26 protein-coding genes are annotated in these 26,037 nt (G+C 66.8%); 15 read left to right on the forward strand and 11 right to left on the reverse strand.

What is annotated here, in order from left to right:
- Positions 1 to 189: 189 nt before the first annotated feature.
- The 3 genes from ACGFK1_RS07680 to ACGFK1_RS07690 all read left to right on the forward strand — a co-directional run bounded on the left by ACGFK1_RS07680 (position 190) and on the right by ACGFK1_RS07690 (position 2,886).
- Positions 190 to 987 (forward strand): biotin--[acetyl-CoA-carboxylase] ligase, encoded by a 798-nt coding sequence (locus ACGFK1_RS07680; protein ID WP_393427634.1) that lies wholly within the window; start codon positions 190 to 192, stop codon positions 985 to 987.
- Positions 988 to 1,088: 101 nt separating this feature from the next.
- Positions 1,089 to 2,327 carry a lipase family protein gene (locus tag ACGFK1_RS07685; RefSeq protein ID WP_393427635.1) on the forward strand — a complete coding sequence of 413 codons (1,239 nt, stop codon included), beginning with the start codon at positions 1,089 to 1,091 and terminating at the stop codon, positions 2,325 to 2,327.
- A gap of 40 nt (positions 2,328 to 2,367) precedes the next feature.
- Positions 2,368 to 2,886, forward strand: a complete 519-nt coding sequence (locus ACGFK1_RS07690; RefSeq protein WP_393427636.1) for a PH domain-containing protein — start codon at positions 2,368 to 2,370, stop codon at positions 2,884 to 2,886.
- Here ACGFK1_RS07690 and ACGFK1_RS07695 read toward each other — a convergent pair.
- Positions 2,841 to 3,509, reverse strand: coding sequence for a GtrA family protein (locus ACGFK1_RS07695; RefSeq protein ID WP_393427637.1), 669 nt, complete (start codon positions 3,507 to 3,509; stop codon positions 2,841 to 2,843). The two genes, ACGFK1_RS07690 and ACGFK1_RS07695, sit on opposite strands and share 46 nt — an antisense overlap.
- A 112-nt stretch (positions 3,510 to 3,621) precedes the next feature.
- Here ACGFK1_RS07695 and ACGFK1_RS07700 point away from each other — a divergent pair, with 112 nt between their 5' ends.
- Genes ACGFK1_RS07700 through ACGFK1_RS07715 form a run of 4 tightly spaced genes read left to right on the forward strand, consistent with a single transcriptional unit; the run spans position 3,622 to position 7,348 of the window.
- Positions 3,622 to 4,824, forward strand: coding sequence for a 5-(carboxyamino)imidazole ribonucleotide synthase (locus ACGFK1_RS07700; protein WP_393427638.1), 1,203 nt, complete (start codon positions 3,622 to 3,624; stop codon positions 4,822 to 4,824).
- Positions 4,817 to 5,320, forward strand: a complete 504-nt coding sequence (gene purE, locus ACGFK1_RS07705) for a 5-(carboxyamino)imidazole ribonucleotide mutase (RefSeq protein WP_393427639.1) — start codon at positions 4,817 to 4,819, stop codon at positions 5,318 to 5,320. Before ACGFK1_RS07700 ends, purE begins: the two co-directional genes overlap by 8 nt.
- A gap of 11 nt (positions 5,321 to 5,331) precedes the next feature.
- Entirely contained in the window at positions 5,332 to 6,156 is an 825-nt protein-coding gene (locus tag ACGFK1_RS07710) for a class I SAM-dependent methyltransferase (protein ID WP_393427640.1), read from the forward strand.
- Between the two features lie 28 nt (positions 6,157 to 6,184).
- A complete protein-coding gene (locus ACGFK1_RS07715; RefSeq protein WP_393427641.1) occupies positions 6,185 to 7,348 on the forward strand; it encodes an acyl-CoA dehydrogenase in 1,164 nt (387 codons plus the stop codon).
- Between the two features lie 78 nt (positions 7,349 to 7,426).
- On the opposite strand, the gene ACGFK1_RS07720 is transcribed toward ACGFK1_RS07715, so the two are convergent.
- Positions 7,427 to 8,095 (reverse strand): TIGR03089 family protein, encoded by a 669-nt coding sequence (locus tag ACGFK1_RS07720; protein WP_393427883.1) that lies wholly within the window; start codon positions 8,093 to 8,095, stop codon positions 7,427 to 7,429.
- Between the two features lie 32 nt (positions 8,096 to 8,127).
- Positions 8,128 to 9,597, reverse strand: coding sequence for an LCP family protein (locus tag ACGFK1_RS07725; protein ID WP_393427642.1), 1,470 nt, complete (start codon positions 9,595 to 9,597; stop codon positions 8,128 to 8,130).
- 67 nt (positions 9,598 to 9,664) lie between these two features.
- Here ACGFK1_RS07725 and rfbD point away from each other — a divergent pair, with 67 nt between their 5' ends.
- Positions 9,665 to 10,513, forward strand: coding sequence for a dTDP-4-dehydrorhamnose reductase (gene rfbD / locus ACGFK1_RS07730; RefSeq protein ID WP_393427643.1), 849 nt, complete (start codon positions 9,665 to 9,667; stop codon positions 10,511 to 10,513).
- On the opposite strand, the gene ACGFK1_RS07735 is transcribed toward rfbD, so the two are convergent.
- A complete protein-coding gene (locus ACGFK1_RS07735; RefSeq protein WP_393427644.1) occupies positions 10,514 to 12,178 on the reverse strand; it encodes a GMC family oxidoreductase in 1,665 nt (554 codons plus the stop codon).
- A 159-nt stretch (positions 12,179 to 12,337) separates the two neighbouring features.
- Between ACGFK1_RS07735 and ACGFK1_RS07740 the strand changes: the two genes are divergently transcribed.
- Together ACGFK1_RS07740 and ACGFK1_RS07745 are read left to right on the forward strand one after the other, a co-directional pair.
- On the forward strand, positions 12,338 to 13,213 hold the full coding sequence (locus ACGFK1_RS07740; protein ID WP_393427645.1) for a glycosyltransferase family 2 protein: 876 nt from the start codon (positions 12,338 to 12,340) through the stop codon (positions 13,211 to 13,213).
- On the forward strand, positions 13,213 to 14,292 hold the full coding sequence (locus ACGFK1_RS07745) for a sugar phosphate nucleotidyltransferase (protein ID WP_393427646.1): 1,080 nt from the start codon (positions 13,213 to 13,215) through the stop codon (positions 14,290 to 14,292). Before ACGFK1_RS07740 ends, ACGFK1_RS07745 begins: the two co-directional genes overlap by 1 nt.
- Before the next feature lie 46 nt (positions 14,293 to 14,338).
- On the opposite strand, the gene ACGFK1_RS07750 is transcribed toward ACGFK1_RS07745, so the two are convergent.
- The 3 genes from ACGFK1_RS07750 to cofD are packed head-to-tail and all read right to left on the reverse strand — an operon-like array spanning position 14,339 to position 17,303.
- Positions 14,339 to 14,896 carry an NUDIX hydrolase gene (locus tag ACGFK1_RS07750; RefSeq protein ID WP_393427647.1) on the reverse strand — a complete coding sequence of 186 codons (558 nt, stop codon included), beginning with the start codon at positions 14,894 to 14,896 and terminating at the stop codon, positions 14,339 to 14,341.
- Positions 14,893 to 16,242 carry a coenzyme F420-0:L-glutamate ligase gene (locus tag ACGFK1_RS07755; protein ID WP_393427648.1) on the reverse strand — a complete coding sequence of 450 codons (1,350 nt, stop codon included), beginning with the start codon at positions 16,240 to 16,242 and terminating at the stop codon, positions 14,893 to 14,895. The genes ACGFK1_RS07750 and ACGFK1_RS07755 overlap by 4 nt, the downstream gene beginning before the upstream one ends.
- Positions 16,239 to 17,303, reverse strand: coding sequence for a 2-phospho-L-lactate transferase (cofD, locus tag ACGFK1_RS07760; RefSeq protein WP_393427884.1), 1,065 nt, complete (start codon positions 17,301 to 17,303; stop codon positions 16,239 to 16,241). Before cofD ends, ACGFK1_RS07755 begins: the two co-directional genes overlap by 4 nt.
- Before the next feature lie 425 nt (positions 17,304 to 17,728).
- Between cofD and ACGFK1_RS07765 the strand changes: the two genes are divergently transcribed.
- The gene (locus tag ACGFK1_RS07765) at positions 17,729 to 17,998 is read left to right on the forward strand and encodes a WhiB family transcriptional regulator (protein WP_393427885.1); all 270 of its coding nucleotides are present in this window, start codon (positions 17,729 to 17,731) and stop codon (positions 17,996 to 17,998) included.
- A gap of 9 nt (positions 17,999 to 18,007) precedes the next feature.
- Here the strand turns inward: ACGFK1_RS07765 and ACGFK1_RS07770 are convergent, their stop codons facing one another.
- Positions 18,008 to 18,430 (reverse strand): metallopeptidase family protein, encoded by a 423-nt coding sequence (locus ACGFK1_RS07770; protein ID WP_393427886.1) that lies wholly within the window; start codon positions 18,428 to 18,430, stop codon positions 18,008 to 18,010.
- 130 nt (positions 18,431 to 18,560) lie between these two features.
- Between ACGFK1_RS07770 and ACGFK1_RS07775 the strand changes: the two genes are divergently transcribed.
- The 4 genes from ACGFK1_RS07775 to manA all read left to right on the forward strand — a co-directional run bounded on the left by ACGFK1_RS07775 (position 18,561) and on the right by manA (position 22,818).
- Positions 18,561 to 18,980 (forward strand): DUF3499 domain-containing protein, encoded by a 420-nt coding sequence (locus ACGFK1_RS07775; protein ID WP_393427649.1) that lies wholly within the window; start codon positions 18,561 to 18,563, stop codon positions 18,978 to 18,980.
- An 85-nt stretch (positions 18,981 to 19,065) separates the two neighbouring features.
- Positions 19,066 to 20,493, forward strand: a complete 1,428-nt coding sequence (locus ACGFK1_RS07780) for a phosphomannomutase/phosphoglucomutase (RefSeq protein ID WP_393427650.1) — start codon at positions 19,066 to 19,068, stop codon at positions 20,491 to 20,493.
- Positions 20,490 to 21,587 carry a TobH protein gene (locus tag ACGFK1_RS07785; protein ID WP_393427651.1) on the forward strand — a complete coding sequence of 366 codons (1,098 nt, stop codon included), beginning with the start codon at positions 20,490 to 20,492 and terminating at the stop codon, positions 21,585 to 21,587. Before ACGFK1_RS07780 ends, ACGFK1_RS07785 begins: the two co-directional genes overlap by 4 nt.
- Positions 21,588 to 21,591: 4 nt before the next feature.
- Positions 21,592 to 22,818, forward strand: coding sequence for a mannose-6-phosphate isomerase, class I (manA, locus tag ACGFK1_RS07790; RefSeq protein ID WP_393427652.1), 1,227 nt, complete (start codon positions 21,592 to 21,594; stop codon positions 22,816 to 22,818).
- On the opposite strand, the gene ACGFK1_RS07795 is transcribed toward manA, so the two are convergent.
- From ACGFK1_RS07795 to ACGFK1_RS07805, 3 genes are read right to left on the reverse strand one after another with little or no spacing between them, the layout of a single operon-like run.
- Entirely contained in the window at positions 22,815 to 23,753 is a 939-nt protein-coding gene (locus ACGFK1_RS07795; protein ID WP_393427653.1) for a DUF808 domain-containing protein, read from the reverse strand. The two genes, manA and ACGFK1_RS07795, sit on opposite strands and share 4 nt — an antisense overlap.
- Positions 23,754 to 23,778: 25 nt before the next feature.
- Positions 23,779 to 24,081, reverse strand: coding sequence for a hypothetical protein (locus ACGFK1_RS07800; protein ID WP_393427654.1), 303 nt, complete (start codon positions 24,079 to 24,081; stop codon positions 23,779 to 23,781).
- 10 nt (positions 24,082 to 24,091) lie between these two features.
- Positions 24,092 to 26,008 (reverse strand): acyl-CoA dehydrogenase family protein, encoded by a 1,917-nt coding sequence (locus ACGFK1_RS07805; protein ID WP_393427655.1) that lies wholly within the window; start codon positions 26,006 to 26,008, stop codon positions 24,092 to 24,094.
- Positions 26,009 to 26,037 lie beyond the last annotated feature (29 nt).

Here is a 26,037-nt window from a genome sequence, read left to right on the forward strand (position 1 = left end):
CGGCAGCGCCTTACGCGCCACGGCTCACAGCAACATCACAGCGGATCTGTTTGCGCGCACGCTCGCAGGCGTCTGCCGGAGGTGAAGGTGCGTATGGGCTAATTCAAAATTGACATAGACGTTAGAACTGCTTACTTATGCTTACGAAAAATTTAGATGGCTGGGTTCGCTTGATGGATATAAGTTCAGATGATGGCAAACGCGAATGCCGATTCTCCGATTGACGCTCATGCGCTTCGGGACGGTTTAGCGCCGCCGTGGCGGCAACTGGACGTGGTCGAGCGGACGAAATCGACCAACGCCGATCTACTCGCACGCGCCGCCGGGGGTGAGGATATCGCAGGGGCCGTGTTGATCGCCGAACACCAGACCGCAGGGCGTGGCCGCAGCGGCCGCGTGTGGACGTCTCCGGGGGCCCAGCTGACGATGTCGGTCGGCGTCGACGGCGGCGGCGTGCCGCCCGACGGGTGGGGCTGGTTGCCGCTTGCCACCGGAGTGGCGGTCGTGGCGGCGGTGGCCGCGGTCGCCGGCGTCGAAGCGGGGCTCAAGTGGCCCAACGACGTGTTGGCCGGGGGACGCAAGCTGGCAGGCATCCTGACCGAGGTCGCTGCGGCCCAGCGCTTCATCGTCGTCGGCATCGGAGTCAACGTGACGCTGCGCGACGACGAGGTGCCCGACGCGGAGGCGACGTCGCTGAGCGGCCTGGGGGTCGCGGCGCCCGATCGGACTCGGCTCACGGCGGCGCTGCTGCGGGAGTTGGGCGGCCGCATCGACCGCTGGCAGGCGGCGGCAGGCGCCGACGCCGGGCTGATCGCGGAGTACCGGGCACGCAGCGTGACCATCGGATCGACGGTGCGGGCGATCCTTCCCGGCGGTCGCGATGTGGTCGGGGTGGCGCAGTCAATCGACGAGCAGGGCCGGTTGCACATCAACTCCGACGCCGGCACGGTTGCTGTCTCGGCAGGGGACATCGTGCACCTGCGCTGAAATCGGCGTGCCGCGTTGGCAACCGACGATGCGAAGGTTGGTCGGGTAGGTTGTGCCGCGGGTCTTGGACCTTTTGCTGACGACCGAATCCAAGGAGGCGCATGCGCCGTACAGCGCTCTGGTCGGGTGTGGCGCTCGCGCTGGTGGCCGGGATCGCGGCCGTGGTGCTGCTGATTCCTTATCTTCAGCCGTCGGCCATCAAGTTCCTGGATCTGTTTCCCTCATCGGGCGGGCCGCCGACGCGGGTGGCGTCGGCCGATCTGACCGGCGCCGGGCCCGGCAGCCTGGTGTCGGCCACCACGATGCCGGGAGTGACCCGCACCTTCATGGGCAGAGACCTCCAGGCTGCACGGGTGCTGTACCGGTCCACCTCGGGTGACACCGGCGCGCCGACGGTGGTGTCGGGATCGATGTTCGTGCCGAAGGGGAAGGCACCTGATGGGGGGTGGCCGGTGGTCGGTTTCGGGCACGGCACCCTGGGTATCGACAACGAATGCGCGCCTTCGCTGTCGCCTGATCTGTCCAGCTACATCGGCGTGGTGCGGGTGCTGACAAAGCTCGGGTATGCGGTCGCGTTCCCCGACTATCAAGGACTCGGCGCGAAAGGTGTTCACCCCTACGCGGATTCGAGGACTGCGGGTCTCAATCTGATCGATGCGGTGCGGGCGCTGCGCCGGACATTTCCCGGCGTCTCCACCAAGTGGGCGGCGATGGGCGGCTCGCAGGGCGGTGGCGCGGCGTGGGCGGCAGACGAGCAGGCCGCGACCTACGCGCCGGAGTTGAATTTGGTCGGCGCCGCCGCGACGTCTCCCCCGACCGACCTGTCCGGCCTCGTCGACATGGCCCAGGACGGCAAGCTGAGCGCTGAACAGGGCGCGGTGATGCAGGCGATCATCGAGTCGCTCGCGCGGTTGCACCCCGATCTCGATCGCGACCTGTACCGCCACGGCACCGCCAAGAAGTTCTGGAACGCGATGTCGGCATGCAGCCAGGACACCGCATACCAGCGCGGAGAAGCGATCAAGCGGCTGGGCCCCAACGACTTCGCGCCCGATACCGCCGACGCGGCGATCCACCTGCGGGATCTTCTGAAGCAGTGGGCGTTGCCGCAGAAGCCGCTGTCCGCACCGCTTTACGTGTGGTACGGCGGCCAGGACCCGTACATCGACGCGGCGTGGACGAAGGCAGGGATCGCGCAGGCGTGCGAGATGGGTGGCACGATCACGATCGACTTCGACCCCAATGGCGGCCACAACCCGCCCACGGGCGAGACCGTGCTGGCCTGGCTGGCCGACCGCTTCGCGGGCAAACCCGCGGTCAACGATTGCAAGTCAGGGTAAGTCCCGCTCGACAGGGGTGCGGCTGGGTAGAGTCGCAGCCGTGGGCTATCCGGACAACGTGCTCGCCGGCGACGAGCAGGTCGTGCTGCACCGGCATCCGCACTGGAAGCGGCTGATCGGCCCGGTGCTGATCCTGTTGATTGTCACGGCCTTAGCGGCGTTCGGCGCCGGATACGTCAATCAGACGAACTGGGACCGCACCGCGCGCAACGTCGTGCTGATCGTCATCGGAGTGATCTGGCTGGTGATCATCGGATGGCTGACGATGTGGCCGTTCCTCAATTGGTGGACAACGCATTTCGTCATCACCGACCGTCGTGTGATGTTCCGCCACGGTCTGCTCACCAGGTCGGGCATCGACATTCCGCTTGCGCGGATCAACAGTGTGGAGTTCCGGCACGGCTTGTGGGACCGGGTGCTGCGCACCGGCACGCTGATCATAGAGTCGGCGTCGCAGGATCCCCTTGAGTTCCACGACATTCCGCGCGTGGAACGGGTGCATTCACTGCTGTATCACGAAGTCTTCGACACCCTGGGCTCAGAGGAATCGCCGAGCTGACCCAGGCGGCGCGCACGCCGGTTTGGGCGACGCAGTGGGGTGACCGTGCTGTTCTCGTGTGTGCGTTCGTACTCGTCTTCCATCGCCTCGGCGATGCCGCCCGCGGTGATGGATTCGATCGCCATGTCCGGGTGGCGGCCGAACTCGTCGGGGAACACCCAGCGGCGGAAGGCCCAGAACCGGAAGGCCATCTGCAACATGTTGCCGATGATGTACGCGGAGACGAAGTCCGCGATGTTCTCGACGGTCAGCGAGACATCGGGGACCCGCAGTTGCAGTACGTAGCTGGAGAAGTACAGCGGCGCCATGGACAGCAGCACGCCGACTCCGCTGAATGCGAAGAACATCAGCGCTTCGTGATGGCGTTCGCGGCCGCCGCGGTTCTGGAAGCTCCACTCGCGATTGAGGATGTAGGACGCGATCACCGCGACGATGCCTGCGATGATCTTGGCCGTCACCGGCTTGGGCTCGAGGACCGTCAATTTGAGGGTGTAGAACACCGCCGAGTCGATGACGAATGTCGTGGCCCCTACGATGGCGAACTTGATCAGTTCGTGATGCCGCTCGAAGTACGGCCGAACCGGGCGGGGCAGCCGTGCGATCGTGGCATCGGTAAAGGACACAACAGCGCAGTGTACGGAAATACCACAGGCCACGCGTACCCATGCAGGTCACGGCCTGTAAACAAGATGATTGCCGCCATGACACCATGGTGTTGTGCCACGAAGCCCGAGTATGCCCCCTGTGGTCACCATGGTCGGCGGCGGGCAACTGGCCAGGATGACCCATCAGGCCGCGATTGCGCTGGGTCAAACGCTGCGCGTGCTTGCTGCCAGCCCCGACGATCCAGCCGCCCAGGTCAGCCCGGATGTGGTGATCGGTGCCCACACCGACCTCGACGCACTGAGGAAGGCCGCGGCCGGCGCCGACGCGCTGACATTCGATCATGAGCACGTGCCGACGGAACTGCTGGAAACGCTGGTCGCGGAGGGTGTCAACGTGGCACCGCCGCCGTCGGCGTTGATCCACGCGCAGGACAAGTTGGTGATGCGCAGGCGCCTCGAAGCGCTTGGCGCGCCCGTGCCGCGGTTCGCCGAGGTGACGGACATCGCCGACGTCGACGCGTTCGTCGAGCGCGTCGGCACGGACGTCGTGCTCAAGACGGCACGCGGCGGCTACGACGGGCGCGGTGTGACGCTGGCGCGTGACGTCGCCGAGGCGCGGGATGTCGCGGGCAGGTATCTGGCCGGTGGTGCGGCGGTGTTGATCGAGGAGAAGGTCGCGATGCGACGGGAGTTGGCTGCGCTGGTGGCGCGGTCGCCGTTCGGGCAGGGTGCGGCGTGGCCGGTGGTCGAGACCGTGCAGTGCGACGGAATTTGTGTCGAGGTGATCGCCCCGGCACCACGGCTGGAATCCGAATTGGCCAGCGCGGCAGGGCAACTCGCGCTTCGGTTGGCCGACGAACTCGGCGTGGTGGGCGTGCTTGCGGTGGAGTTGTTCGAAACCGTTGACGGCAGGCTGGTGATCAACGAGTTGGCGATGCGTCCGCACAATTCGGGACACTGGAGCATGGACGGCGCGCGCACCGGTCAGTTCGAGCAGCATCTTAGAGCGGTGCTCGACTATCCACTCGGCGACACCTCGCCGATAGCGCCGGTCACGGTGATGGCCAATGTAATTGGCGCGCAGCATATTCCGGCGATGAGCATGGATGAGCGGCTGCATCACCTGTTCGGCCGGATTCCTGAGGCGCGGGTTCATCTGTACGGCAAGGGGGAGCGGCCGAACCGCAAGGTCGGCCACGTCAACATTCTGGGCGCGGCGGGCGGATCGCTCGACGACGAGACTTACGTCGCGGATGTCCGGGAACGGGCGGTGCGGGCCGCGCATTGGCTGTCGCATGCCGAGTGGACGGACGGATGGAGTGGACATGACTAGTCCGCGGGTCGGCGTGATCATGGGCAGTGACAGCGACTGGTCGGTGATGGAGGAGGCCGCGCAGGCGCTGGCCGAGTTCGACGTGCCGTTCGAGGTCGGCGTGGTGTCCGCACATCGCACCCCTGGCCGCATGCTCGAGTACGCGCAGAGCGCGGCGGGGCGCGGCATCGAGGTGATCATCGCGGGCGCGGGCGGCGCGGCCCACCTACCGGGCATGGTCGCGTCGGCGACCCCGCTGCCGGTGATCGGGGTGCCGGTGCCGCTGGCCAAGCTCGACGGCATGGATTCGCTGCTGTCGATCGTGCAGATGCCTGCGGGGGTGCCGGTGGCCACGGTGTCGATCGGCGGCGCCCGCAACGCCGGATTGCTCGCGGTGCGCATCCTGGGCGCCTCGGATGAGGCGTTGCGCGCACGGATGGCGGAATTCCAGAGCAACTTGGCGGACATGGTGTTGCAAAAGGATGCCGCACTGCGAAATCGGCTGCTCGGGCAGTAGGCTGCCTACCGATGCAGCCAAACTTCAATCGATACCGGGCAATTGGCCACCGGTTTGTCACGGGCTTTCTGGAATCAGAGATTCTGTTGGTTCTCGACGTGCTCGACGCGGCGCAGCGCGCAAAGCAGGTGTCGGGTGCCGTCGCGGAGATCGGCGTGCACCACGGCAAACTCTTCATCGGGTTGCGACTGTTGCAGCGGCCGGGAGAGAAGTCGGTGGCGATCGACATCTTCGGCGACCAAGACCTCAACGTCGACGGCTCCGGTCACGGCGACTACGAGAAGTTCGCCAACAACGTCAAGCTGTGGTCGTCGATGGACGACGTTTCGGTGCACCAGGGCGACTCGACCAAGCTGGAGCCGGGCAGGCTGCGTGAGCTCACCGGTGGGGACGTCCGCTTCTTCTCCGTCGACGGCGGGCACACCGACGACATCGTCTACAGCGACATGAAGCTGGCCGAGGCGACGCTGGCCGACGGCGGCATCGTGATCGCCGATGACGTCTTCAACGAGTACTGGCCTGGGGTGGCCACCGGCACACTGCGCTACCTCAACGATGGTGCCAAGCTGGTGCCGTTCCTGATCGGCTTCAACAAGGTGTTCTTCACTCAGCCCGAGCACAGCGAGTTCTATCGCAATGAGGTCGACTCGGCATTGTCAGGCAAGTTGCGCCTGGCCACGGCGACGTCCGAATTCGCCGGTCACGAGGTCGGGCTGGTCGCGCCGCAGGGCGCCATGGACATCCTGCGCAAGAGCCAGCTGGCCAGGACGCTCTACCACAGCACCTACCGTGGGATGGTCCGAGGGCTTCAGGTCGTGTCCGGAGGAAAACGGTAAGGTTACCGGCGAGTAGCAAGGAGTCGCCATGGCCTTCGGTAATCCGTCGTTTGACGCTTTCAAGCTTCCCGACGAGCACATTGAGCTGCGCGCGGTGCTGCGTGATCTGTGTGAGAAGGAGATCGCGCCGTACGCGGCCGACGTCGACGAGAAGGCTCGTTACACCGATGAAGCGCTGGCGGCGCTGACGTCGTCGGGCTTCGCCGCGATCCACATCCCAGAGGAGTACGGCGGCCAGGGCGGCGACTCGATAGCCGCCTGCATCGTCATCGAGGAAGTCGCGCGGGTGTGCGCGTCGTCGTCACTGATCCCGATCTGCAACAAGCTGGGCACGATGGGCATGCTGCTGCGCGGATCCGAGGAGCTCAAGAAGCAGGTGCTGCCGTCGATCGCGGCGGGCGAGGCCGTGGCGTCGTACGCGCTGTCCGAGCGCGAGGCGGGCAGCGACGCGGCGTCGATGCGGACCCGCGCGCGCCAGGAGGGCGACGAGTGGGTGCTCAACGGCGCCAAGTGCTGGATCTCCAACGGCGGGCACTCGACGTGGTACACCGTGATGGCGGTGTCGGATCCGGACAAGGGTGCCAACGGCATCTCGGCGTTCGTGGTGCACAAGGATGACCCTGGCTTCTCGGTAGGTGCCAAGGAGCACAAGATGGGCATCAAGGGGTCGCCGACCACAGAGTTGTACTTCGAGGACTGCCGCATCCCCGGCGACCGGATCATCGGCGAGCCGGGCACCGGCTTCAAGACGGCGCTTGCCACGCTCGACCACACCCGGCCGACGATCGGGGCGCAGGCGGTGGGAATCGCGCAGGGTGCGCTGGATGCTGCCGTCGCATATGTCAAGGAGCGCAAGCAGTTCGGCAAGGCGATCGCAGATTTCCAGGCTGTGCAGTTCATGCTCGCGGACATGGCGATGAAGCTGGAGGCGGCCCGGCTGATGGTGTACACCGCGGCCGCGCGCGCCGAGCGCGGTGAGGCCAATCTCGGGTTCATCTCGTCGGCGTCGAAGTGTTTCGCATCCGACGTGGCAATGGAGATCACCACCGACGCCGTGCAGTTGTTCGGCGGCTACGGCTACACCACCGACTTCCCGGTCGAGCGGTATATGCGCGACGCCAAGATCACCCAGATCTACGAGGGCACCAACCAGATCCAGCGCGTCGTGATGTCGCGTGCGCTGCTGAAGTAGGCGGCATCTCTACGCGAGCAGACGCAAAACTGCCCATTTTCAGCGAATTTCGGGCATGTTTGCGTCTGCTCGCGAGCCCTAGCCGCGGGTGACCTTCTCCATCTGACGACGGCGGTCGAGCAGCGCGGCGTCCGGATTGGCCACCTGAACCAGCGAAGCGCCCGCGGCGAACACCGCCAGCAGATTGGCGATCACGTCATCGCCCGTCGCCCAGTCGGCCGTCGACATCACGCGGTCGTCGCCGCTGAAACCGTTTGCCGCAGCGCAAGATCGGGCGGCCGCGAGGACGTCGTCGACAGAACGTCCGTCCAGCGCGGGGCCGGGCCGGGGTTCCGGCGATATTTGGTCACCGTGCACCCGCACCGCCGTCGCGTAGTCGGTGAGGCCGACCGGCAGATCGGCGACCGGCTTCCCGAACGGGTCCAGCGAGAGCACCGCGATCTCACCGATACCGACCGCAGCGTCGGCGTCGGCAAGCCGGTCCGCCGTGCACAGCGCGAGGTCGGCCTCCCCACTCAGCACGGCTTCGGCGCCGATCCACCAGATCCCGAGCAGTACGGCCGCGGTCTGCCAGTGCGCGGGCAACAGCACGGCGACCCGGCTTCCGGGCCCCGCGCCCAGCTCATCGCGCAGCAGGTTACCGGTCTTGGCCGCCCAGTTGGCGAGCGTGACGGTCGACAACTCGATGCGTTCGGAGGTGGCGTCGTCGTAGTAGGTGATCCGCGGGCCCATCGGATCGGCCGCCATCAGCGGATCCAGTAATGCCGAAGTGAGCGTGGTCAGTTGACGCACTCCGGATCGTTGGCGCCTGCCGTCAGGATCGGCGACGGCGCGGCGTCGGCATCACCAGAATCGGTGCTTCCCGACGCGGCAGGGTCGACCGTGGTCAGGGACGGATCGACGCCGCTGGAACCCGGACCCGTGTAGTCGCCGGCCAGCACCACACGCGCCGAACCCGGTGCCACCGAGGCGTTCTCGACCACCGGTATGCCGCCGAGCTCCCTGGAAACCGCTTGTGCGCCAAGGTCATCGGCCTTGGCCGCCTGCACCTGGCTGCTGGTGACATGGCCGCCGTCGTTGTTGCCCACATTGCCCGACGCGAAGCCCTTGCCGGCAAGCACCTGCGATACGGCGGCGGCCAACCCGTTGATGTCGGTGTCGTTGATCACGTCGACGGTCGTTTTGCTTGGGCTGTACGCCAATTGCTCGGTCTTGCCCTCGTCCTGGTCGTGCAGCAGGCCGGCCACCCACTCCTTGACATGAGCCGGGTCGACGCGCACCACGCTCTGCATCCCGTCGTCGCTCCATCCCGCCTCTTCGACGATCGGAATGGTTGCGAACGCGACGCTGCCCGCCGCCAACTTCTGCAACTGTTCGATGAAATCCATGATGTCCCAACCCTCGGACAGCACAACCGAGCGCTGGACGGCGTCTTGGAGGCGGTTGAGGGTGGCCGGGCTCGACAGCGTCTTGCTGGAGATCACATCGTGGGCCAGCGACGCCATCACCGCCTGCTGTCGGGTCACCCGGTCCAGGTCGCCGCGCGGGAGGTCGTGGCGCTGCCTGACGAAGCTGAGCGCCTGCGGTCCGTTCAGCTTCTGCCAGCCTGTCGGGAAGTCCGCTCCGGAAAGAGGTTCGTAGACAGCATTTTTCAAACAGACGTTGACGCCGCCGAGAGCGTCGGTGATCAACGCGAAGCCCAGCAGCCCGATCTCGGCGTAATGGTCGACGGTGACGCCGGTCAGGCTGGCGACCGTCTTGATCAAGGCTTCCCGGCCGGCTTCGGTGGCCTCCGGTTCGGCCTTCGCGGGATCCATGCCGTCCTGTTCGACGAGTTCGGACTTCTTCTCGAAATAGGCCGAGCCATAGACGCCGTTGATCTTCATCTTGTTTCCGCCAGGCGTCTGGACGTAGGAGTCGCGGGGGATGGAGATGGCCGTCGCCGACTTCCCGTTGTTCGGGATGCGCACCAAGATGATCGTGTCGGTGTTGGTGGACTCGTCGTCGCCGGCCCGCAACGTGGCCAGTTCGTCCTGCGACAGCGGATTGCCGTGCGCGTCGGTCCGGCTGTCCAAGCCGACCAGCAAGATGTCGATCGCTCCGTCCGCGCCGCCCTCGCCGAGCGCAACCGAGGAGAAGTGGTTGATGCCGGATTCGAAGGAGCGGATCTTTCCCCACGCGACGCCGGTGCCGACGACGACGGCCAGGGCCACCGCGACAGCGATGACACGTGTCAGGCGAGCGGGCATCTGCCCAGGTTACTTGCGACGCGCCCGCAGACCGGGTAGCCAAGGTCGGCGTGCCAGACTCGAGTGCATGTCTGACCGAATTGTTATCTCCGGTGCCGGTGGCATGGTGGGCCGCCGCGTGGCCGCGAAGGCTCGCCAGCAGGGGCGCGACGTGCTGGCGCTGACCTCGGCACAGTGGGACATCACCGATGCGACCGCCGCCGAGCGGTACATCGAAGCCGGCGACGTCGTGATCAACTGCGCGGCCTATACCCAGGTCGACGGTGCTGAACAGGAGCCCGAGCGGGCACACGAGGTCAACGCCACCGGGCCGGAGAACATCGCTCGAGCGTGCGCGCGTGCCGGCGCCGACCTGATTCACATCTCCACCGACTACGTGTTCTCCGGCAATCAGCGCCATCCCTACGAAATCGATGACGAAACCGGCCCGCTCAGTGTGTACGGCCGCACCAAACTGGCAGGCGAGGTATTGGTGCTCTCCGCCTTGCCCGACGCGCATATCGTGCGGACCGCGTGGGTGTACGAGGGCGCCGACGGTAAGGACTTCGCCGCGGTCATGCGTCGACTGGCCGCCGGTGACGATGAGGTGGAGGTGGTGGCCGATCAGATCGGATCGCCCACGTACGTCGGTGATCTCGTCGATGCCTTACTTCAACTCGCCGACGACGGATCGATCCGCGAGCCCGTGCTGCACGCGGCCAACGACGGCGCGGTCAGTCGTTTCGAGCAGGCTCGAGCGGTGTTCGAAGCCGTGGGCGCCGACCCTGCACGGGTGCGCCCGGTCGGCACCGATCGCCATCCGCGTCCGGCGCCGCGGCCCGCCTATTCGGCGCTGTCCGCCCGGCGCTCAACCGAGGCCGGCCTCACGCCGCTCCGCCCGTGGCGCGATGCAGTAGCCGCCGCACTGGCGCAGTAGTCAGGCGCGGCGGGCCTTCTCGGCTGGGGCGGTGTCGAGGATCAACTCCGCGGCGCGCCCGGCCATCGCCAGCATCGGACCGGCAAGGTTGCCCGACATCTGCTTCGGCATGATCGAGCAGTCGACGATGCGCAGTCCCTCGATCCCGCGGACGCGCAACTGGTCATCGACGATCTCCTCGTCGGTGGGCCCCATCATGCACGTGCCTGCCGCGTGGCTGCCGGTGGCGCCGGTCTTGATGGTGGCGTCGATGATCTGCTCGTCTGTCTGCACCGCCTCGCCCGGTGTGGTCTCGAGGTCCACGTGTTCGGCCAGCGGCGACTGCTCGAAGATCTGCCGGATCTTGCGCACCACGCCGACCATCGTCGTCCGGTCGTACTCGGTGGCCAGGTAGTTGGGCTCGATCGACAGCGCAGCGCTCGGATCGGGCGAGGTGATCCACACCCGGCCCTCCGATGTCGGCCGCAGTATCTCCGCAGCGCACGAAACACCGCCGTGCGAATCGATTTGACCGCGCTCACTGCCGCTGACGTCGGCCACCGACATCAGCCGCGCGAGGAACTGGCCGTCCACCCGATCGAGTTCGGGTCTGGTCTTGAAGATCGCCATCACGTCACCGGTCGGCGTGGCAAGCGGACCCCGCCGGGTGGCCGCAAACTTCAGTGCGGCAAGGGCTTTGCCGACCGTGGTGCGCAGCTGCCTGTTGTAGCCGAGGTCGTCCTTCAACCGGTAGGTGACGATGGCGCAGAAATGCTCCGTCATCCGACGACCGACGTTCTCGCGTTCGAGATACACCGGCACACCGGCCTTTTCGAGCACCTCGCGCGGGCCGACACCGGACAGCTGCAGGATCTTCGGCGTATGCAATGCGCCCATCGCCACGATCACTTCACGACGGGCTCGCACCTGCGAGGTGTTGCCCCCGGCCCGGATCTCGGCACCGACGGCACGGCCGTTTTCGAAGACCAGTCGCTGCGCGTAGGTGTCGGTGGCCAGGTGCAGATTGGGCCGCTTGAGCACGGGGTCGAGGAACGCTTTGGCGGCGCTGACCCGCAGCCCCCTGCGGATCATGGCCATCGCAGGCCCGACGCGTTCGTCGTCGGATTCGTTGTAGTCCTCGACACTACGCAGTCCGCTGTTGGCTGCCGCATCAATGATGTACTGGCTCAACTCGTCTGGGAACCTCGGTTGCGAGATGTGCAGTGGTCCGCCGACGCCGCGCGTCGGTGAGGCGCCAAACTGGTTGTCCTCGAAGGCCTTGAAGATCGGCAGGATGTGGTCCCAGCCCCAGCCGTGATTACCGAGCCGTTCGAGCTCGTCGTAGTCTTCGCGGTTCCCGCGGTTGTACACCAGGCCGTTGATGGCGGTGGAGCCGCCGACCGCCTTACCGCGCACCCACCGTTCGTTGAGTTTGTCGGCGGCGCCGTACGGCTGGAGCTGGTAGACGAAGCTGTGCTTGTGGCCCTCGTAGGCGTGCGGCTCCGGGTGGTCGGTCCGCTGCTCGAACAGCCCGGCGCCCATCATCGGGATGGCGAAGTACGGACCGCGGGCCGGTGGGCCGGCCTCGACCAGCAGCACCTCGGTTCGAGGATCCTCCGAAAGCCGGTTTGCCAGCACACAGCCGGCGGCTCCTGCACCGAGGATCACATAGTCGAACGCGGGCATGCGGCTTGTCCTTTCCCGGCCGCGTCGTCCACCCCCTTAGCGGCCGTAGACAGACTACCGGGCTGACGCGCCGACACTGGTGTTGGTTGCCGTTGCTGCGGTGGCCCATTCGGATGCCGCTACCCTCTAGCCAATGAGTGACGAACTGGTTTCGCTCGCGTGAGCGACGGTCTGGCCGTGGTGACGGTGACGTATTCACCGGGCCCACATCTCGATCGGTTCCTGGCGTCTCTCTCGCATGCCACCGAGCGGCCGGTGACGGTGCTCATGGCCGACAACGGTTCAACCGACGGCGCACCCGAGGAAGCGGTGCAGCGCTATCCCAATGCCCGGCTGATCCGGATGGACGGCAATTTGGGGTATGGCACCGCGGTGAACCGTGCGGTCGCGGAGATCATGCCGGAGTCGGAGTTTGTGGTGGTCGCCAACCCTGACGTGCAGTGGGGGCCGCGCAGCATCGACTTGCTGTTGGAAGCGGCCGAACGCTGGCCCAAGGCGGGTTCGCTTGGGCCGCTGATCCGTGACCCGGACGGCTCGGTGTATCCGTCGGCTCGTCACCTGCCAAGCCTGATTCGCGGCGGCATGCACGCCGTGGTCGGACCATTGTGGAAGACCAATCCGTGGACGGCCGCGTACCGCCAGGAGCGCACCGAGCCCAGCGAACGTCCTGTCGGATGGTTGTCCGGCTCCTGTTTGTTGCTGAGGCGTTCGGCCTTCGATGAGGTGTCCGGCTTCGACGAGCGCTATTTCATGTATATGGAGGACGTCGACCTGGGAGATCGGCTCAGCAAGGCGGGCTGGCAGAACATCTATGTGCCGTCGGCGGAGATTTTGCACGACAAGGGACACGCCACCGGCCGCGATCCGGCCCGCAACTTGGCGGCCCACCATACGAGCACTTACACTTTCCTCGCAGATCGGCATCCGAAAATGTGGCAGGCGCCACTGCGGTGGACGATCAGGGGCGCGCTAGCTGCGCGTGCGGGCGTGGTGGTGCGCAATTCCCGGCGCAGGCAGAAGAAGGGACGGCTCTAGTGGTCAATCCGGCGGAGGTGGACGCGGTCATACTCGTCGGCGGCATGGGCACCCGGCTGCGACCGTTGACGCTGTCGGCGCCCAAGCCGATGCTGCCGACCGCGGGCCTTCCGTTTCTCACCCATTTGCTGTCACGCATCGCCGACGCCGGTATCGAGCATGTCGTGCTCGGCACCTCATATAAGGCGGGCGTGTTCGAGTCCGAGTTCGGCGACGGCTCCAAGCTGGGGCTGCAGATCGATTACGTGGTCGAGGAGGAACCGCTGGGCACCGGTGGCGGCATCGCCAACGTGGCCGACAAGCTGCGTCACGACACCGCGCTGGTGTTCAACGGCGACGTGCTCTCCGGTGCGGATCTGCGCGCGCTGCTGGACGCGCATGGCGACAGCGGCGCCGACGTCACACTTCATCTGGTTCGCGTCGGTGATCCGCGCGCATTCGGCTGCGTGCCCACCGATTCCGACGGCGTGGTGACGGCGTTCCTCGAGAAGACGCAGGATCCGCCGACAGACCAGATCAACGCGGGCTGCTACGTGTTCAAGCGTGAGGTGATCGAGCGGATTCCCAAGGGTCGCGCGCTCTCGGTGGAGCGTGAAGTGTTCCCGGGGCTGCTCTCCGACGGCCTACGGGTCTGCGGTTACGTGGACTCGACCTACTGGCGCGACATGGGCACACCGGAGGACTTCGTACGCGGCTCAGCCGATCTGGTCCGCGGTATCGCGCCGTCACCCGCGCTCGGTGGTCAGCGTGGCGAAAAGCTTGTGCACGACGGTGCGGCCGTCGCGCCCGGCGCGCTACTGATCGGCGGCACCGTGGTCGGCCGCGGCGCCGAGATCGGCGCGGGCGCGCGACTCGACGGTGCGGTGATCTTCGACGGCGCATGCATCGGGGCGGGCGCGGTGATCGAGCGGTCGATCATCGGCTTCGGCGCCCGCGTCGGGCCGCGGGCGTTGATCCGCGACGGGGTCATCGGCGACGGCGCCGACATCGGTGCGCGTTGCGAACTGCTGCGCGGCGCGCGGGTGTGGCCAGGGGTGGCCATTCCCGACGGCGGCATCCGCTACTCGACCGACGTGTAGGTACCGCCGAAACAAGGTTCCGGTACGCGCATCCGCGATTCGCGTGTCACAACTCTGATCTCGCGGCGATTCGGCGCCTCGCAGCCTCCGCCAGCTGGGTGAGGCCGAAGTCGCAGTCGTCCGGTAGCGCGTCCAGCGGCCACCAGCGCAGGTCCAAAGACTCGTCGCTGGCCGCGATTTCGGCACTCGCCGGCGCGTGCACGACGAACTGGATGTCGAGGTGACGTGTCGGCACCCCCAACGAGCAGGTGACGGGATGCACGTGCAGTGCGGCGGGCTCGGGATCGATCCTCAGGTCGTCGATGCCGGACTCCTCGGTGGCCTCGCGCAGTGCAGTGGCGACGACGTCGGCATCACTTTGTTCGCAGTGTCCGCCCAACTGCAGCCATCGCCCGACGCGTGGGTGCAGTGTCAGCAGCGCGCGGGTCCCTGCGTGATCGAGGACGAGCGCGGAACCGGTGACATGACCTGGTGCGCACTCGCGCAGGCACCCGTCGGGTCTGGCGGCCAGAAACGCCAGCACCGCGTGTCGCAGCGTGTCCTGTGCGGGATCGGGTGCGCGCCACTGTGTCAGCGTTGCGACGGCCGACTCGTGCAGACTCACTTTCGAACCAGCAAGCCGTCGGTGTTGACCGGATCGCGCGGGCCGGACGGCCCAGTGCCCTCGCCGGGGTAGCCGATCGCGATGGCGCCCAATGGTTCCCAGTCACTCGGCAAGTCAAGTTCGTCGCGCACCAGGTCGGCGGCGAAAATCGTCGAACCGATCCAGCAGCTGCCGACACCGCGCACCGCCAGCGCCACCAGCAGCGCCTGCACCGCGGCGCCGACCGCAACCGTGAACATGGTGTGCTCGGCGGCGGTGCGGGCGGCGTCCGGATAACTGTGGGCACCGTCGGGCACCATGAAGGGGATGACGAGTTCGGGTGCGTCGTAGAGGATTTGGCCGCGGGCAACGCGCCGCTCGACCGACTCTGGTGTGCGGCCGTCACCGGTCAGGTCGGCGCGCCACTGCTGCTTCATCCGATCCAGCAGCCGCAATCGTCTGGCCGGATCCTGCACCCACACGAACCGCACCGGTCGGGTGTGGTGCGGCGCCGGAGCGGTGAGGGCTTCGGCGACGGCCGCCTCGACGAGGTCGGGCGCTACGGGGTCGGCACTGAACCGGCGGACCGACCGGCGCAGCAGTTGCGCTTGGCTGCGGCCGAGGGCAAGCGCTTCTTCTGTGCCGAGCCAGAACAGGTCGTCCTCGCCTGACCGCACCAGGGTGCCGGCGTTGGATCCGTTGTCCGACAACGTGAGTCCGCGCACCACGGCGACCGGGATATCGGTCAGCTTGCCCTTCACCAGGTCTGCCGCCGCGGCGATCTCGTCGGCGACGGCGATCTCGGTGACAACCAGGTCGTTGCCGTGCCGGTCCTGCGACCCCGCGTAGCCGTGCAGCACGGTCAGGCCCGCGGCGCCGATCGCGAAGTCGGTCTGGCCATTACGCCAGGCTCGTCCCATGGTGTCGGTGATGACCACGCCGACCGTGACACCGAGTCGTTGGCGCAGCCCTTCTCGCAACGCCGCGGCGCTGCCGTCGGGGTCGATGGGCAGCAGCGCCAACTCGCCCGAGTCGACGTTGGAACCGTCTACGCCGGCGGCGGCCTGCACAAGGCCGAGCGCATTCTCCGTGATCAGGGTCCGGCCCTTGCGGGCCAGCACACGCACGGCTTCAGCGTCGATCAGCTTGCGCCGCAAGACATCCCGCTCCACGGGGTCAGTCGGTGCGTCGACGATGCGGCCCTCGCACTTGGACACTACCTTGCTGGTGATCACCACCACGTCGTCGTCGCGCAACCACGATGCGGCGCCGGCGAGCGCGGCGGCGAGGTCGTCACCCGGCCGAAACTCGGGAAGCCCGAGGACGGGGAGGATCTCGACCGACGCCGCCGAACCGTGCTCGGTCATGGTTTGACTCCCGCGAGATCCAGTCCGGCGTGTACCATCTCGGCGGTCGCGCGCGGATCGGTCATCAGCAGCGGCACCGACCGCACCTCGACGCCGTCGATCTCGGCGTGGTCGCCTTCGTGCACCAGCCAGCCGTCGAGGATGCCGACGCCGGCTCGGGCGCCGTAATAGCCGCCGACCGCTTCGGAGGTGCTGGCCACGCCGATCACCGAGAGGCATTCATCGGCCATGCCGCGCAGAGGTTTTCCGTCGATGATAGGGGAGTAGCCGATCACCCTGGCCGTCGTCGACCGCAGTGCGCCTCGGATGCCGGGCACGGCAAGGATTGCGCCGATGCTGACCACCGGATTGGACGGCGCGATCAGCACCACGTCGGCGGTCTCGATGGCTTCGGTCACACCGGGACCCGCGCTCGCCTTGTCGGCACCGACGAACGCAAAGCTGTGGGTAGGCACCTGCGCGCGGTAGCGCACCCACCATTCTTCGAAATGAACGGCGCGCTTCTCGCCGTCCGCCGGATCGGTGATCACGACGTGGGTTTCGCTGCGGTCGTCGCTGGCCGGCAGCAGTCGCGCGCCGGGTTGCCACCGGTCGCACAGCGCCTCGGTGACTTGCGACAGCGGATAGCCGGCGCGCAGCATCTGGCTGCGCACCAAGTGGGTGGCCAGGTCGCGGTCGCCGAGGCCGAACCAGTCGGGTTGGACGCCGTAGGCCGCGAGTTCCTCTTTGGCGTGCCAAGTTTCGTCGCGACGACCCCAGCCTCGCTCGGAGTCGATGCCGCCGCCCAGGGTGTACATGCAGGTGTCGAGATCCGGGCAGATCCGCACCCCGAACATCCAGGCGTCGTCACCCACATTGACGATCGCGGTGAGTTCGTTATCTGATTGGGATTCGCCAAACCGGCTCGTGCTGGATTGGCCGCCGAACCGGCTCGTGCTGGATTGGCCGCCAAACCGGCTCGTGCTGGATTGGCCGCCAAACCGGCCGAGACCCAGCAGGTGCTGCACGCCCAGCAGGAAACGTGCGCCGCCGACGCCGCCGACCAGAACCGTGACCTTCACATTGATCGAGACTAGGCGGTGCGCGCCAACGGCGGCGCGGCGCGGTGGTGTGACGGACACGCCGATGTGACGACGCGCCGAATTCATGTCACGGAATGGTATGAATTTCTGTTCCAGCGCTTGACCCCGGCAGCTAACACGTGTGTAATCACACCAGTGTCATTTCCTGGTTGGACGGCCGGCTTCGGTGGCGCAGACCGAGATTCGATCACTTGTTCGAATTGAGATGGCCGCACATGGAAATAGTGGGGCTCAATTTAGGGATCTACGAGACACAGGTGAGGAGGCGGAGCATGGCGTTTGAGCAGGCCCAATCCGGGCAAGACGATCGATTCGACAACCGGATTCTCGGCTCAGTAGGCGACATCCGTCACACCATTACCGGACCTACACCGATTGGGGTGCCGGGACGTCCTCAATTGAGTTTGGTGCCCGATTCACCCGAGAGATATGACGTTGCTCCGGCAACTACCGAAGATGATCAATGGCAAGAGCGCGCATTGTGCGCTCAAACCGACCCCGAGGCGTTTTTCCCCGAGAAGGGCGGATCGACTCGCGAGGCCAAGCGAATCTGCCTCGGTTGCGAGGTCCGCGATCGGTGCCTGGAGTACGCGCTCGCCCACGACGAGCGCTTCGGCATCTGGGGCGGCCTGTCCGAGCGGGAGCGCCGCCGCCTCAAGCGCGGGATCATCTGACTCGTTGGATCACTCGTCGTCGATCGTCGGGTCGATGACGGAGGGTTCGACGCCAAGATAGGTGGCCACCTGAGCCACCAGAACTTCATGCAGCAGCTCGGCGAGGTCGACGGTGTCCTTCGCTCGACGCTCAATCGGCTTACGAAACAACACAATTCGCGCACGCGTCGCGTTGCCGCGGACATCGACTCCTGCGGGTATCAGGCGGGCGAGCGCGATCGGGCCGTCGGCCACCACCTCGGGCGGCCACTGCACGGAATCGGGGTCCTTCGGCGAGATCCGAGGTATCTCGTCGACTGCGACGTCGAGTCCGGACACCCTGTCCTGCCAGCGCCGCTCGATCGGTTCATAGGCTTCCAGCACCGCCATGTCGAACCGCTCGGCGCGACTGCGCCAACCCGGAACGGTCGGCGGGAGCAGCGGACCGCGCATCTCCCGGCCACGGCGTGATCCGCGTAATCTGCGCTCGGCCACATCCGAAGAGTAACGGTTGGAGATCGGCGCTCCGATAGCTGCGCGTGTCCGGCGGCTTACGACGTTTGCGCACGATAACCTCTCGTTCGTGAATGTTCCCCGTCGCTGCTGCCGGCCCGGGTGTCCCCACTATGCGGTCGCGACGCTGACCTTCGTCTACTCGGATTCGACCGCCGTTGTCGGGCCGTTGGCCACGGTGTCCGAGCCGCATTCGTGGGATTTGTGCGTCGCGCACGCCGGTCGGATCACCGCGCCGCGAGGCTGGGAGCTTGTTCGCCACGCGGGACCGCTGCCCGCGCATCCCGATGAGGACGATCTGGTCGCGCTCGCCGATGCCGTCCGCGAGCGGCGCGACGGCCCGCCGCCGATCAACGGGGTGGCGGCAGGCTTTTCCGATCCCGCCACCGGCGTCCACGGCGGTGCGCTGATGGCACCCGTGGCCCGACGACCCGAGCCGAACGGCCGACGCCGCGGCCACCTGCGGGTGTTGCCAGACCCCACCGATTAGCCAGGGTCTAGCCCGCCTAGTCGCGGGCTGCCCACAGTCCGACGGTTAGGCTGGCGCCAACGGTCCCCTTCGCAAGGAGCTCCATGTGACGCGCTCTTCGCCCAGGCGCTCATCGCAGTCTCGGCCAGCCGCGGCTGTTCACCGCGTCATCAAGGCGTATGACGTCCGCGGCTTGGTCGACGAGGAGCTCGACGAGGCTTTCGTCGCCGACGTCGGTGGCGCCTTCGCGCGGATGGTCCGCGACGGCGCGACGCGAGTGGTGATCGGCCATGACATGCGGGCGAGCTCGCCGGCCCTGGCGGCCGCGTTCGCCGACGGCGTGATGGCTCAGGGGCTGGACGTCGTGCAGATCGGACTGGCGTCGACCGACCAGCTGTACTTCGCCTCCGGGCTACTGGACTGCCCTGGCGCGATGTTCACCGCCAGCCATAATCCCGCGGCCTACAACGGCATCAAGCTGTGTCGAGCAGGCGCGAAGCCGGTCGGCAAGGACACCGGACTCACTCAGATCAGCGATGAGGTCATCGCCGGAGTGCCCGCGGGCGACGGCGCGCGCGGCAGCATCTCCGAGCGCGACGTGCTGGCCGAATACGGTGAATTCCTGCGGTCCCTGGTCAGCCTGGCCGAGCTGCGCCCGCTGCGGGTGGCCGTTGACGCAGGTAACGGCATGGGAGGTCACACCACGCCCGCGGTGCTCGGCGTGATTCCGTCAATCACGCTGTTGCCGTTGTACTTCGAACTCGACGGCACGTTCCCCAATCACGAAGCCAACCCGTTGGACCCGGCGAACCTCGTCGACCTGCAGGGTCACGTCGTCGAAACCGGTGCCGACGTCGGGCTGGCGTTCGACGGCGACGCCGACCGCTGTTTCGTCGTCGATGAAAAGGGGCATCCGGTCTCACCGTCGGCGGTGACGGCTTTGGTCGCTGCCCGGGAACTGAACAGAGAGATCGGCGCAACGGTGATCCACAATCTGATCACCTCCCGCGCGGTGCCCGAACTGGTCGCCGAGCGGGGCGGTACCCCTGTGCGCTCGCGGGTCGGGCACTCCTACATCAAGGCCCTGATGGCCGACACCGGAGCGATTTTCGGCGGCGAGCACTCCGCGCACTATTACTTCCGCGACTTCTGGGGCGCCGACTCCGGGATGCTGGCCGCGCTGTACGTGCTGGCCGCACTCGGCGAGCAGGACCGGCCGCTGTCGGAGTTGATGGCCGACTATCAGCGCTACGAGGCCTCCGGCGAGATCAACTTCACCGTCACCGACGCCGAAGGCTGCGTCGACGCCGTGCTGAAGTCGTTCGGCTCCCGCATCTACTCCATCGACCACCTCGACGGCGTGACCGTCGACCTCGGTGACGGCAGCTGGTTCAACCTGCGAATGTCCAACACCGAACCGTTGCTGCGGCTCAACGTCGAAGCGCGCACCACCGAAGAGGTCGACGAGATCGTCGGACTCATCTCCCAAACCGTGAAGGCGCAGCTTCCCGCAGCGGACGGGGCGCCCGTGTGAACGGCACCCAGGCCACCGTGGACCTCGACGACGTCGACGGTCTGCTCGCAGCCGACCGTGACGGTTTGTTGCGCGCGGCATCGATGGCCGGTGCGCAGGTGCGTGCCACCGCGGCGGCACTCGACGAAGGCGACCTCGACTCGCTGACGTCGGATCAGCCTCCGCGGACGGTCATCTGGGTGGCAAGCCGCGGTACCGCAGGCACCGCAGGGGCGATGTTGTCGGCGACGCTCGGGGGTTCTGTCGGTGCGCCGATCGTCCTGGCCTCCGAAGTGCCGCAGTGGATCGGTGCGCTCGATGTGCTGATTGTCGCCGGCGACGATCCTGGCGATCAGGCGTTGGTGTCGGCCGCCGCGACGGGGGTTCGTCGCGGCGCCAGGATCGCGGTCGTCGCGCCATACGAAGGCCCACTGCGCGATGCGACGGCAGGCCGCTCCGCTGCGCTGGCTCCGCGGCTGCAGGTGCGTGACGACTTCGGCCTGACCCGCTATCTCGCGGCGGGGATGGCCGTGCTGCAGGTGGTGAATCAGGGCCTGAGCCACGACCTTTCGAGGTTGGCAGACGAACTCGATGCCGAGGCCTTCCGCAACAGCGCCGGGCGCGAGTTGTTCACCAACCCGGCCAAGGCTCTGGCGGACCGCATGATGGGCCGCGACGTGGTGTTGGCTGGAGACAACTCGGCGACGCTGGCTCTGGCCCGGCACGGTGCGGCGGTGCTGCTGAGGATCGCACACCAGTCGGTGGCCGCGGTGGGGTTGGCGGACGCGCTCGTGGCGCTGCACGGCGGAATGGGCAACACCTCCGGCGCGGGTGGCGAGCAGTCGATCTTCCACGACGAGCAGATCGACGGACCGCTGGCAAGGCGGGTGCGCACGTTCGTGTTGGCCACCGATGAAGAGCGGCCGGCCGTGCACGCGCGGGTGAGTGGACTCGACGACGTCTCCCTGATCAACGCCGAGGACGTGCCCGAAGCGCTGGGGATGGTGGACGCGCCGCTGGCCGTCGCGCCGCCGGGGCGACCGGAACAACAACTGGCGATGTTGGCCGTGCGATTGGAGATGACGGCCACATACCTGCGACTGGTTCGAGGTTAAGCGAGTGCATCTGCTACGCGGGGCGGTCCGAACCTATGCATGGGGTTCGCGGACCGCTATTGCTGATTTCACTGGAAGGCCAAGCCCCACAGCGCATCCGGAGGCCGAACTGTGGTTCGGCGCGCATCCGGGTGACCCGGCCTGGCTGCAAACCGACGCTGGTGAGGTATCGCTGCTCGAGACGCTGCGAAGCGATCCGGAAGGCCAGTTGGGCGCAGCGGTGCGCGGGCGGTTCGGTGACTGCCTGCCGTTCCTGGTCAAGGTGCTCGCGGCCGACGAACCGCTGTCGCTGCAGGCGCATCCGAGTGCGGAACAAGCGGCGGAGGGATTCGCCCGCGAGGACAAGCTGGGCATTCCGGTTTCGGCGCCGACCCGCAACTATCGCGATCGCAGCCACAAACCCGAATTGTTGGTCGCGCTGGGGGATTTCGAGGCTCTGGCCGGATTCCGCTCGGCGGCGAGCAGCGTCGAGTTGATGCGCGCGCTCGCGGTCAGCGACCTCGACCCGTTCGTCAACCTGCTGGCTGGTCAGTCCGACGCCGACGGTCTGCGCGCGTTGTTCACCACGTGGATCACCGCGCCGCAGCCTGACCTCGACGTGTTGGTGCCGGCGGTGATCGAAGGTGCGATCGAATACCTCCGGTCGGGCAAGAAGACGTTCGCGGCCGAAGCCAAGACGGTACTCGAGCTCGGTGAGCGCTATCCCGGCGATGCGGGTGTGCTCGCCTCGTTACTGCTGAACCGGATCAGCCTGAAACCCGGTGAAGCCATTTACCTGCCTGCGGGCAACCTGCATGCGTATCTGCACGGCGTCGGCGTCGAGGTGATGGCCAACTCGGACAATGTGCTCCGTGGCGGGCTGACGCCCAAACACGTCGACGTACCCGAGTTGTTGCGGGTGTTGGACTTCACTCCCGCCACCGACGACGTCATGCACCCCCGAATCGCAAGGGACGGAATGGAACTGGTGTACAACACGCCGGCACCGGAATTCGCGGTGTCGGTGGTATGTATCGAAGGCGAGCACCTTGGCCACGAGATCGACGCACCGACACATCACGACGGACCGCAGATCCTGCTCTGCACGGAGGGTTCGACGGTCGTGCACGCGAAGTCGACGGCGGTGACACTCGAGCGTGGTGCAGCGGCATGGGTTTCCGCCGATGACGGTCCGATCCGACTTTTGGCCCAGACTCCGACGAGATTGTTCAGGGCGACCGTCGGGATCTAGTGCTCGGCCTTCTTGCCGAATGGCAGCACGTGCATGATCGCGACCACCACCGCGCCGACGACAAGGCCCACCACCGCCGACACCGCGGTGTTCAATAGCCACGCCAGCACCGCCCCGACGCCGGGCACGGCGTGATGCACCCATTCCTCGGCATGGTGGACGAGGCCGTAGGGCCAATGCCAACCCAGCGTGTCCGTCCCCTGCAGCAGGATGTGGCCGCCGACCCAGAGCATCGCGACAGTGCCGACGGCCGAAAGCGTCGCCAGCAGTCGGGGCATCGCAGCCACCAAGCCGCGGCCGACCCGCTGCGCAAAGCGGGACTCGCGCTGCGCGAGGTTCAGCCCGATGTCGTCCATCTTCACGATCAGTCCGACCACCCCGTACACCGCGAGGGTGATCACGATCGCGACGATGACGAGGATGATCAGCCGCGGCCAGAACGACTGGTCGGCCACCTCGTTGAGCGCGATGACCATGATCTCGGCGGACAGGATGAAGTCGGTGCGGATCGCGCCTGCCGTCATCTTCTTCTCGGCGTCCTGGCCGACCGGCGACGAGGCGCGCGCGGCGTGACCGTGCCCGCCCATATAACCCCATGCCTTTTCCGCGCCCTCGAAGCACAGATAGGTCGCCCCGACCATCAGAATCGGGGTCAGCAGCCACGGCACGAACTGGCTGAGCAGAAGCGCCGCGGGCAGGATGAAGACCAGCTTGTTGCGCAGCGATCCGACCGCGATCCGCTTGATCATCGGCAGTTCGCGGTCGGCGGTGATCCCGTGCACGTACTGGGGCGTCACCGCGGTGTCGTCGATCACGACGCCCGCAGCCTTTGCCGTGGCGCGTCCGGTGGCCGCACCGATGTCGTCGACCGAGGCGGCGGCCAGCCGAGCCAGAGCGGCGACATCGTCAAGTAGCCCGAACAGACCAGCGCTCATCGCGACGTCCCCATGGCACCGAAGGCTACCTGGCGCGCATGTACCGGATCAGCACGTCCTCGGCGAGGCCGTATTGCATCGCGTCGACCCACACGCGCGAGCAGACCGGGCCTTGTGCGCGCGCCCTCCTACCGCCGGGGACTGCGGCGTAGCCGCCGACATCGGCATTGGCCAGCAGTTCGAGAAATGTGCTGGCCTCCGCGGACTCGAGGTCGGCGATGGCCACCCAGATGTCGGCCCACACACCGTTGTCCCTGCCGCCCGGCGGCAACCAGTACGCGATGCTGAATCGCGTCAAGTCCTCCAGCGGCCGGATCTGCGAGGTCATGTGTCCAGTATCAGGCCGCACCGCGGCTTGACGCGCCGGAAATGACGCGGTGCACATCGGACGTCGACCCGGCGCCATCCTGGGCGATCCACGGTCCCTCGATCGACGGATCGAGGATGCCCTGCTCCAGCCAGGCGTAGCTTCCGTCGAGCAGCTTTCGGGACAGTGCGCGGTCGCTGTCGTCGGTGTTGTGCCACAGTTCGCCGAACAGCTTGTCGGTCCGCATCCTGGCCTGCCTGCAGAAGGCGTCGGCAAGCTCGACCGTCGAGGCGTCCGTCCGGTCACGTTGCGCACGGACACATGTGGCGGTCATCGCGAACAACTCCGCGCCGATGTCCACGATCCTGCCGAGGAAGCGCTGCTTGTGCTCCAGCCTGCCCTGCCATCGCGACATCGCGTAGAACGTGCTGCGCGCCAGTCGACGGCTGGCACGTTCTACATAGCGAAGGTGCGTGCCGAGTACTCCGAATTCGCCGAATGAGGTTGGCAATTGGCCTTTTCCAGCGACAAGGCCGGGTAACCAGCGAGCGTAGAACCGACCGGCGTTCACCGCGGCGCGGGCCTTGCGCCGCGTGTCGGCGTCTGGATCGATGATGTCGCCAGCCACGGAGAGATGCACGTCCACCGCCTCGCGAGCGATGAGCAGATGCATGATTTCGGTTGAGCCTTCGAAGATCCGGTTGATGCGGGCATCCCGCAACACCTGTTCGGCCGGCACACCGCGCTCGCCCCGGGCGGCCTGCGATGCGGCCGTCTCGAAGCCGCGCCCGCCGCGGATCTGCACCAGCTCGTCGGCGATCAGCCAGCCCGTCTCCGAGCCGTAGAGTTTCGCCAGCGCCGCCTCGATGCGGATATCGTTGTGGCCGGCGTCGGCGAGTTCACACGCCAGTTCGACCATCGCTTCGAGGCCGTAGGCAGTGGCCGCCATGAACGCCAATTTGCCTGCGACGGCGTCGTGTTCGCCGACCGGCTTACCCCACTGCACGCGTTCCTTGGACCACTCTCTGGCGATCTTGACCGCCCACTTCGCCACCCCGACGCACGTCGCGGGCAGCGACAGCCGCCCAACATTCAACGTGGACAGGGCAATCCGCAGCCCGTCGCCTTCCTCGCCAATCCGGTTCGCCGCAGGCACCCGCACGTTGGTGAACCTGGTCAGGCCATTCTCGATGCCGCGCAGCCCCATGAACGCGTTGCGGTTTTCCACCACGATGCCTGGCGTGTTCGCCTCCACGACGAAGGCGGAGATCCCGCCGCGATGCCCCTCGCTCTTGGGCACCTTGGCCATCACCACCATCAGGTCGGCGATCACGCCGTTGGTGGTCCACAGTTTCACGCCGTCCAACACGTAGTCGTTGCCGTCGGGAGTTGCGGTGGCATGCAGTCGGGCCGGGTCGCTGCCGACGTCGGGTTCGGTCAGCAGGAAAGCGCTGATCTCCCGGGTGCAGCGGGGCAGCCACGTCTGCTTCTGTTCGTCGGTGCCGAACATCGAGATGGGCTGCGGCACCCCGATCGACTGGTGTGCGGACAGCAATGCGCCAAGCGCCGGGTGAACCGAGCAGACCAGCGCCAGCGCCCTGGTGTAGTACACCTGCGACAAGCCTAGCCCGCCGTATTCGGTGCCGATCTTCATGCCGAGCGCACCGAGTTCCCTCAGGCCGAGGACCACGTCGTCGGGGATCTGCGCATCGCGCTCGATCACCGAGGAATCGACCTGCGTCTCACAGAACTCGCGCAGCGTGGCCAGGAATGCCTCGCCACGGGCGGCGGCTTCGGCGGACCCGCTGGGATGCGGATGGATCAGGTCCAACCGCAGCCTGCCCAGAAACAACTCCTTGCCGAAACTGGGCTGCAGCCACTCCGACGCGCGCGCGTGCTCGGCGACCTCCCTGGCATGCTTTTCGCTGATTTCCCCGGTAGCGGTCATCGCGGCCTCCCCAAGCAACTGGACCTACT

This window comes from Mycobacterium sp. NPDC048908 (genome assembly GCF_043197955.1).
Classification (GTDB): Bacteria; Actinomycetota; Actinomycetes; order Mycobacteriales; family Mycobacteriaceae; genus Mycobacterium.

Coding starts and splice junctions, on each gene's coding strand:
- ACGFK1_RS07680 (WP_393427634.1), top strand. CDS start 190: ATGATGGCAAACGCGAATGCCGATTCTCCGATTGACGCTCATGCGCTT.
- ACGFK1_RS07725 (WP_393427642.1), bottom strand. CDS start 9,597: ATGCCCGCTCGCCTGACACGTGTCATCGCTGTCGCGGTGGCCCTGGCC.
- ACGFK1_RS07805 (WP_393427655.1), bottom strand. CDS start 26,008: ATGACCGCTACCGGGGAAATCAGCGAAAAGCATGCCAGGGAGGTCGCC.
- ACGFK1_RS07735 (WP_393427644.1), bottom strand. CDS start 12,178: ATGCCCGCGTTCGACTATGTGATCCTCGGTGCAGGAGCCGCCGGCTGT.
- ACGFK1_RS07800 (WP_393427654.1), bottom strand. CDS start 24,081: ATGACCTCGCAGATCCGGCCGCTGGAGGACTTGACGCGATTCAGCATC.
- ACGFK1_RS07755 (WP_393427648.1), bottom strand. CDS start 16,242: ATGACCGAGCACGGTTCGGCGGCGTCGGTCGAGATCCTCCCCGTCCTC.
- ACGFK1_RS07685 (WP_393427635.1), top strand. CDS start 1,089: ATGCGCCGTACAGCGCTCTGGTCGGGTGTGGCGCTCGCGCTGGTGGCC.
- rfbD (WP_393427643.1), top strand. CDS start 9,665: ATGTCTGACCGAATTGTTATCTCCGGTGCCGGTGGCATGGTGGGCCGC.
- ACGFK1_RS07770 (WP_393427886.1), bottom strand. CDS start 18,430: ATGCGCGGTCCGCTGCTCCCGCCGACCGTTCCGGGTTGGCGCAGTCGC.
- purE (WP_393427639.1), top strand. CDS start 4,817: ATGACTAGTCCGCGGGTCGGCGTGATCATGGGCAGTGACAGCGACTGG.
- ACGFK1_RS07710 (WP_393427640.1), top strand. CDS start 5,332: ATGCAGCCAAACTTCAATCGATACCGGGCAATTGGCCACCGGTTTGTC.
- ACGFK1_RS07720 (WP_393427883.1), bottom strand. CDS start 8,095: ATGGCGGCCGATCCGATGGGCCCGCGGATCACCTACTACGACGACGCC.
- ACGFK1_RS07715 (WP_393427641.1), top strand. CDS start 6,185: ATGGCCTTCGGTAATCCGTCGTTTGACGCTTTCAAGCTTCCCGACGAG.
- ACGFK1_RS07795 (WP_393427653.1), bottom strand. CDS start 23,753: ATGAGCGCTGGTCTGTTCGGGCTACTTGACGATGTCGCCGCTCTGGCT.
- ACGFK1_RS07700 (WP_393427638.1), top strand. CDS start 3,622: ATGCCCCCTGTGGTCACCATGGTCGGCGGCGGGCAACTGGCCAGGATG.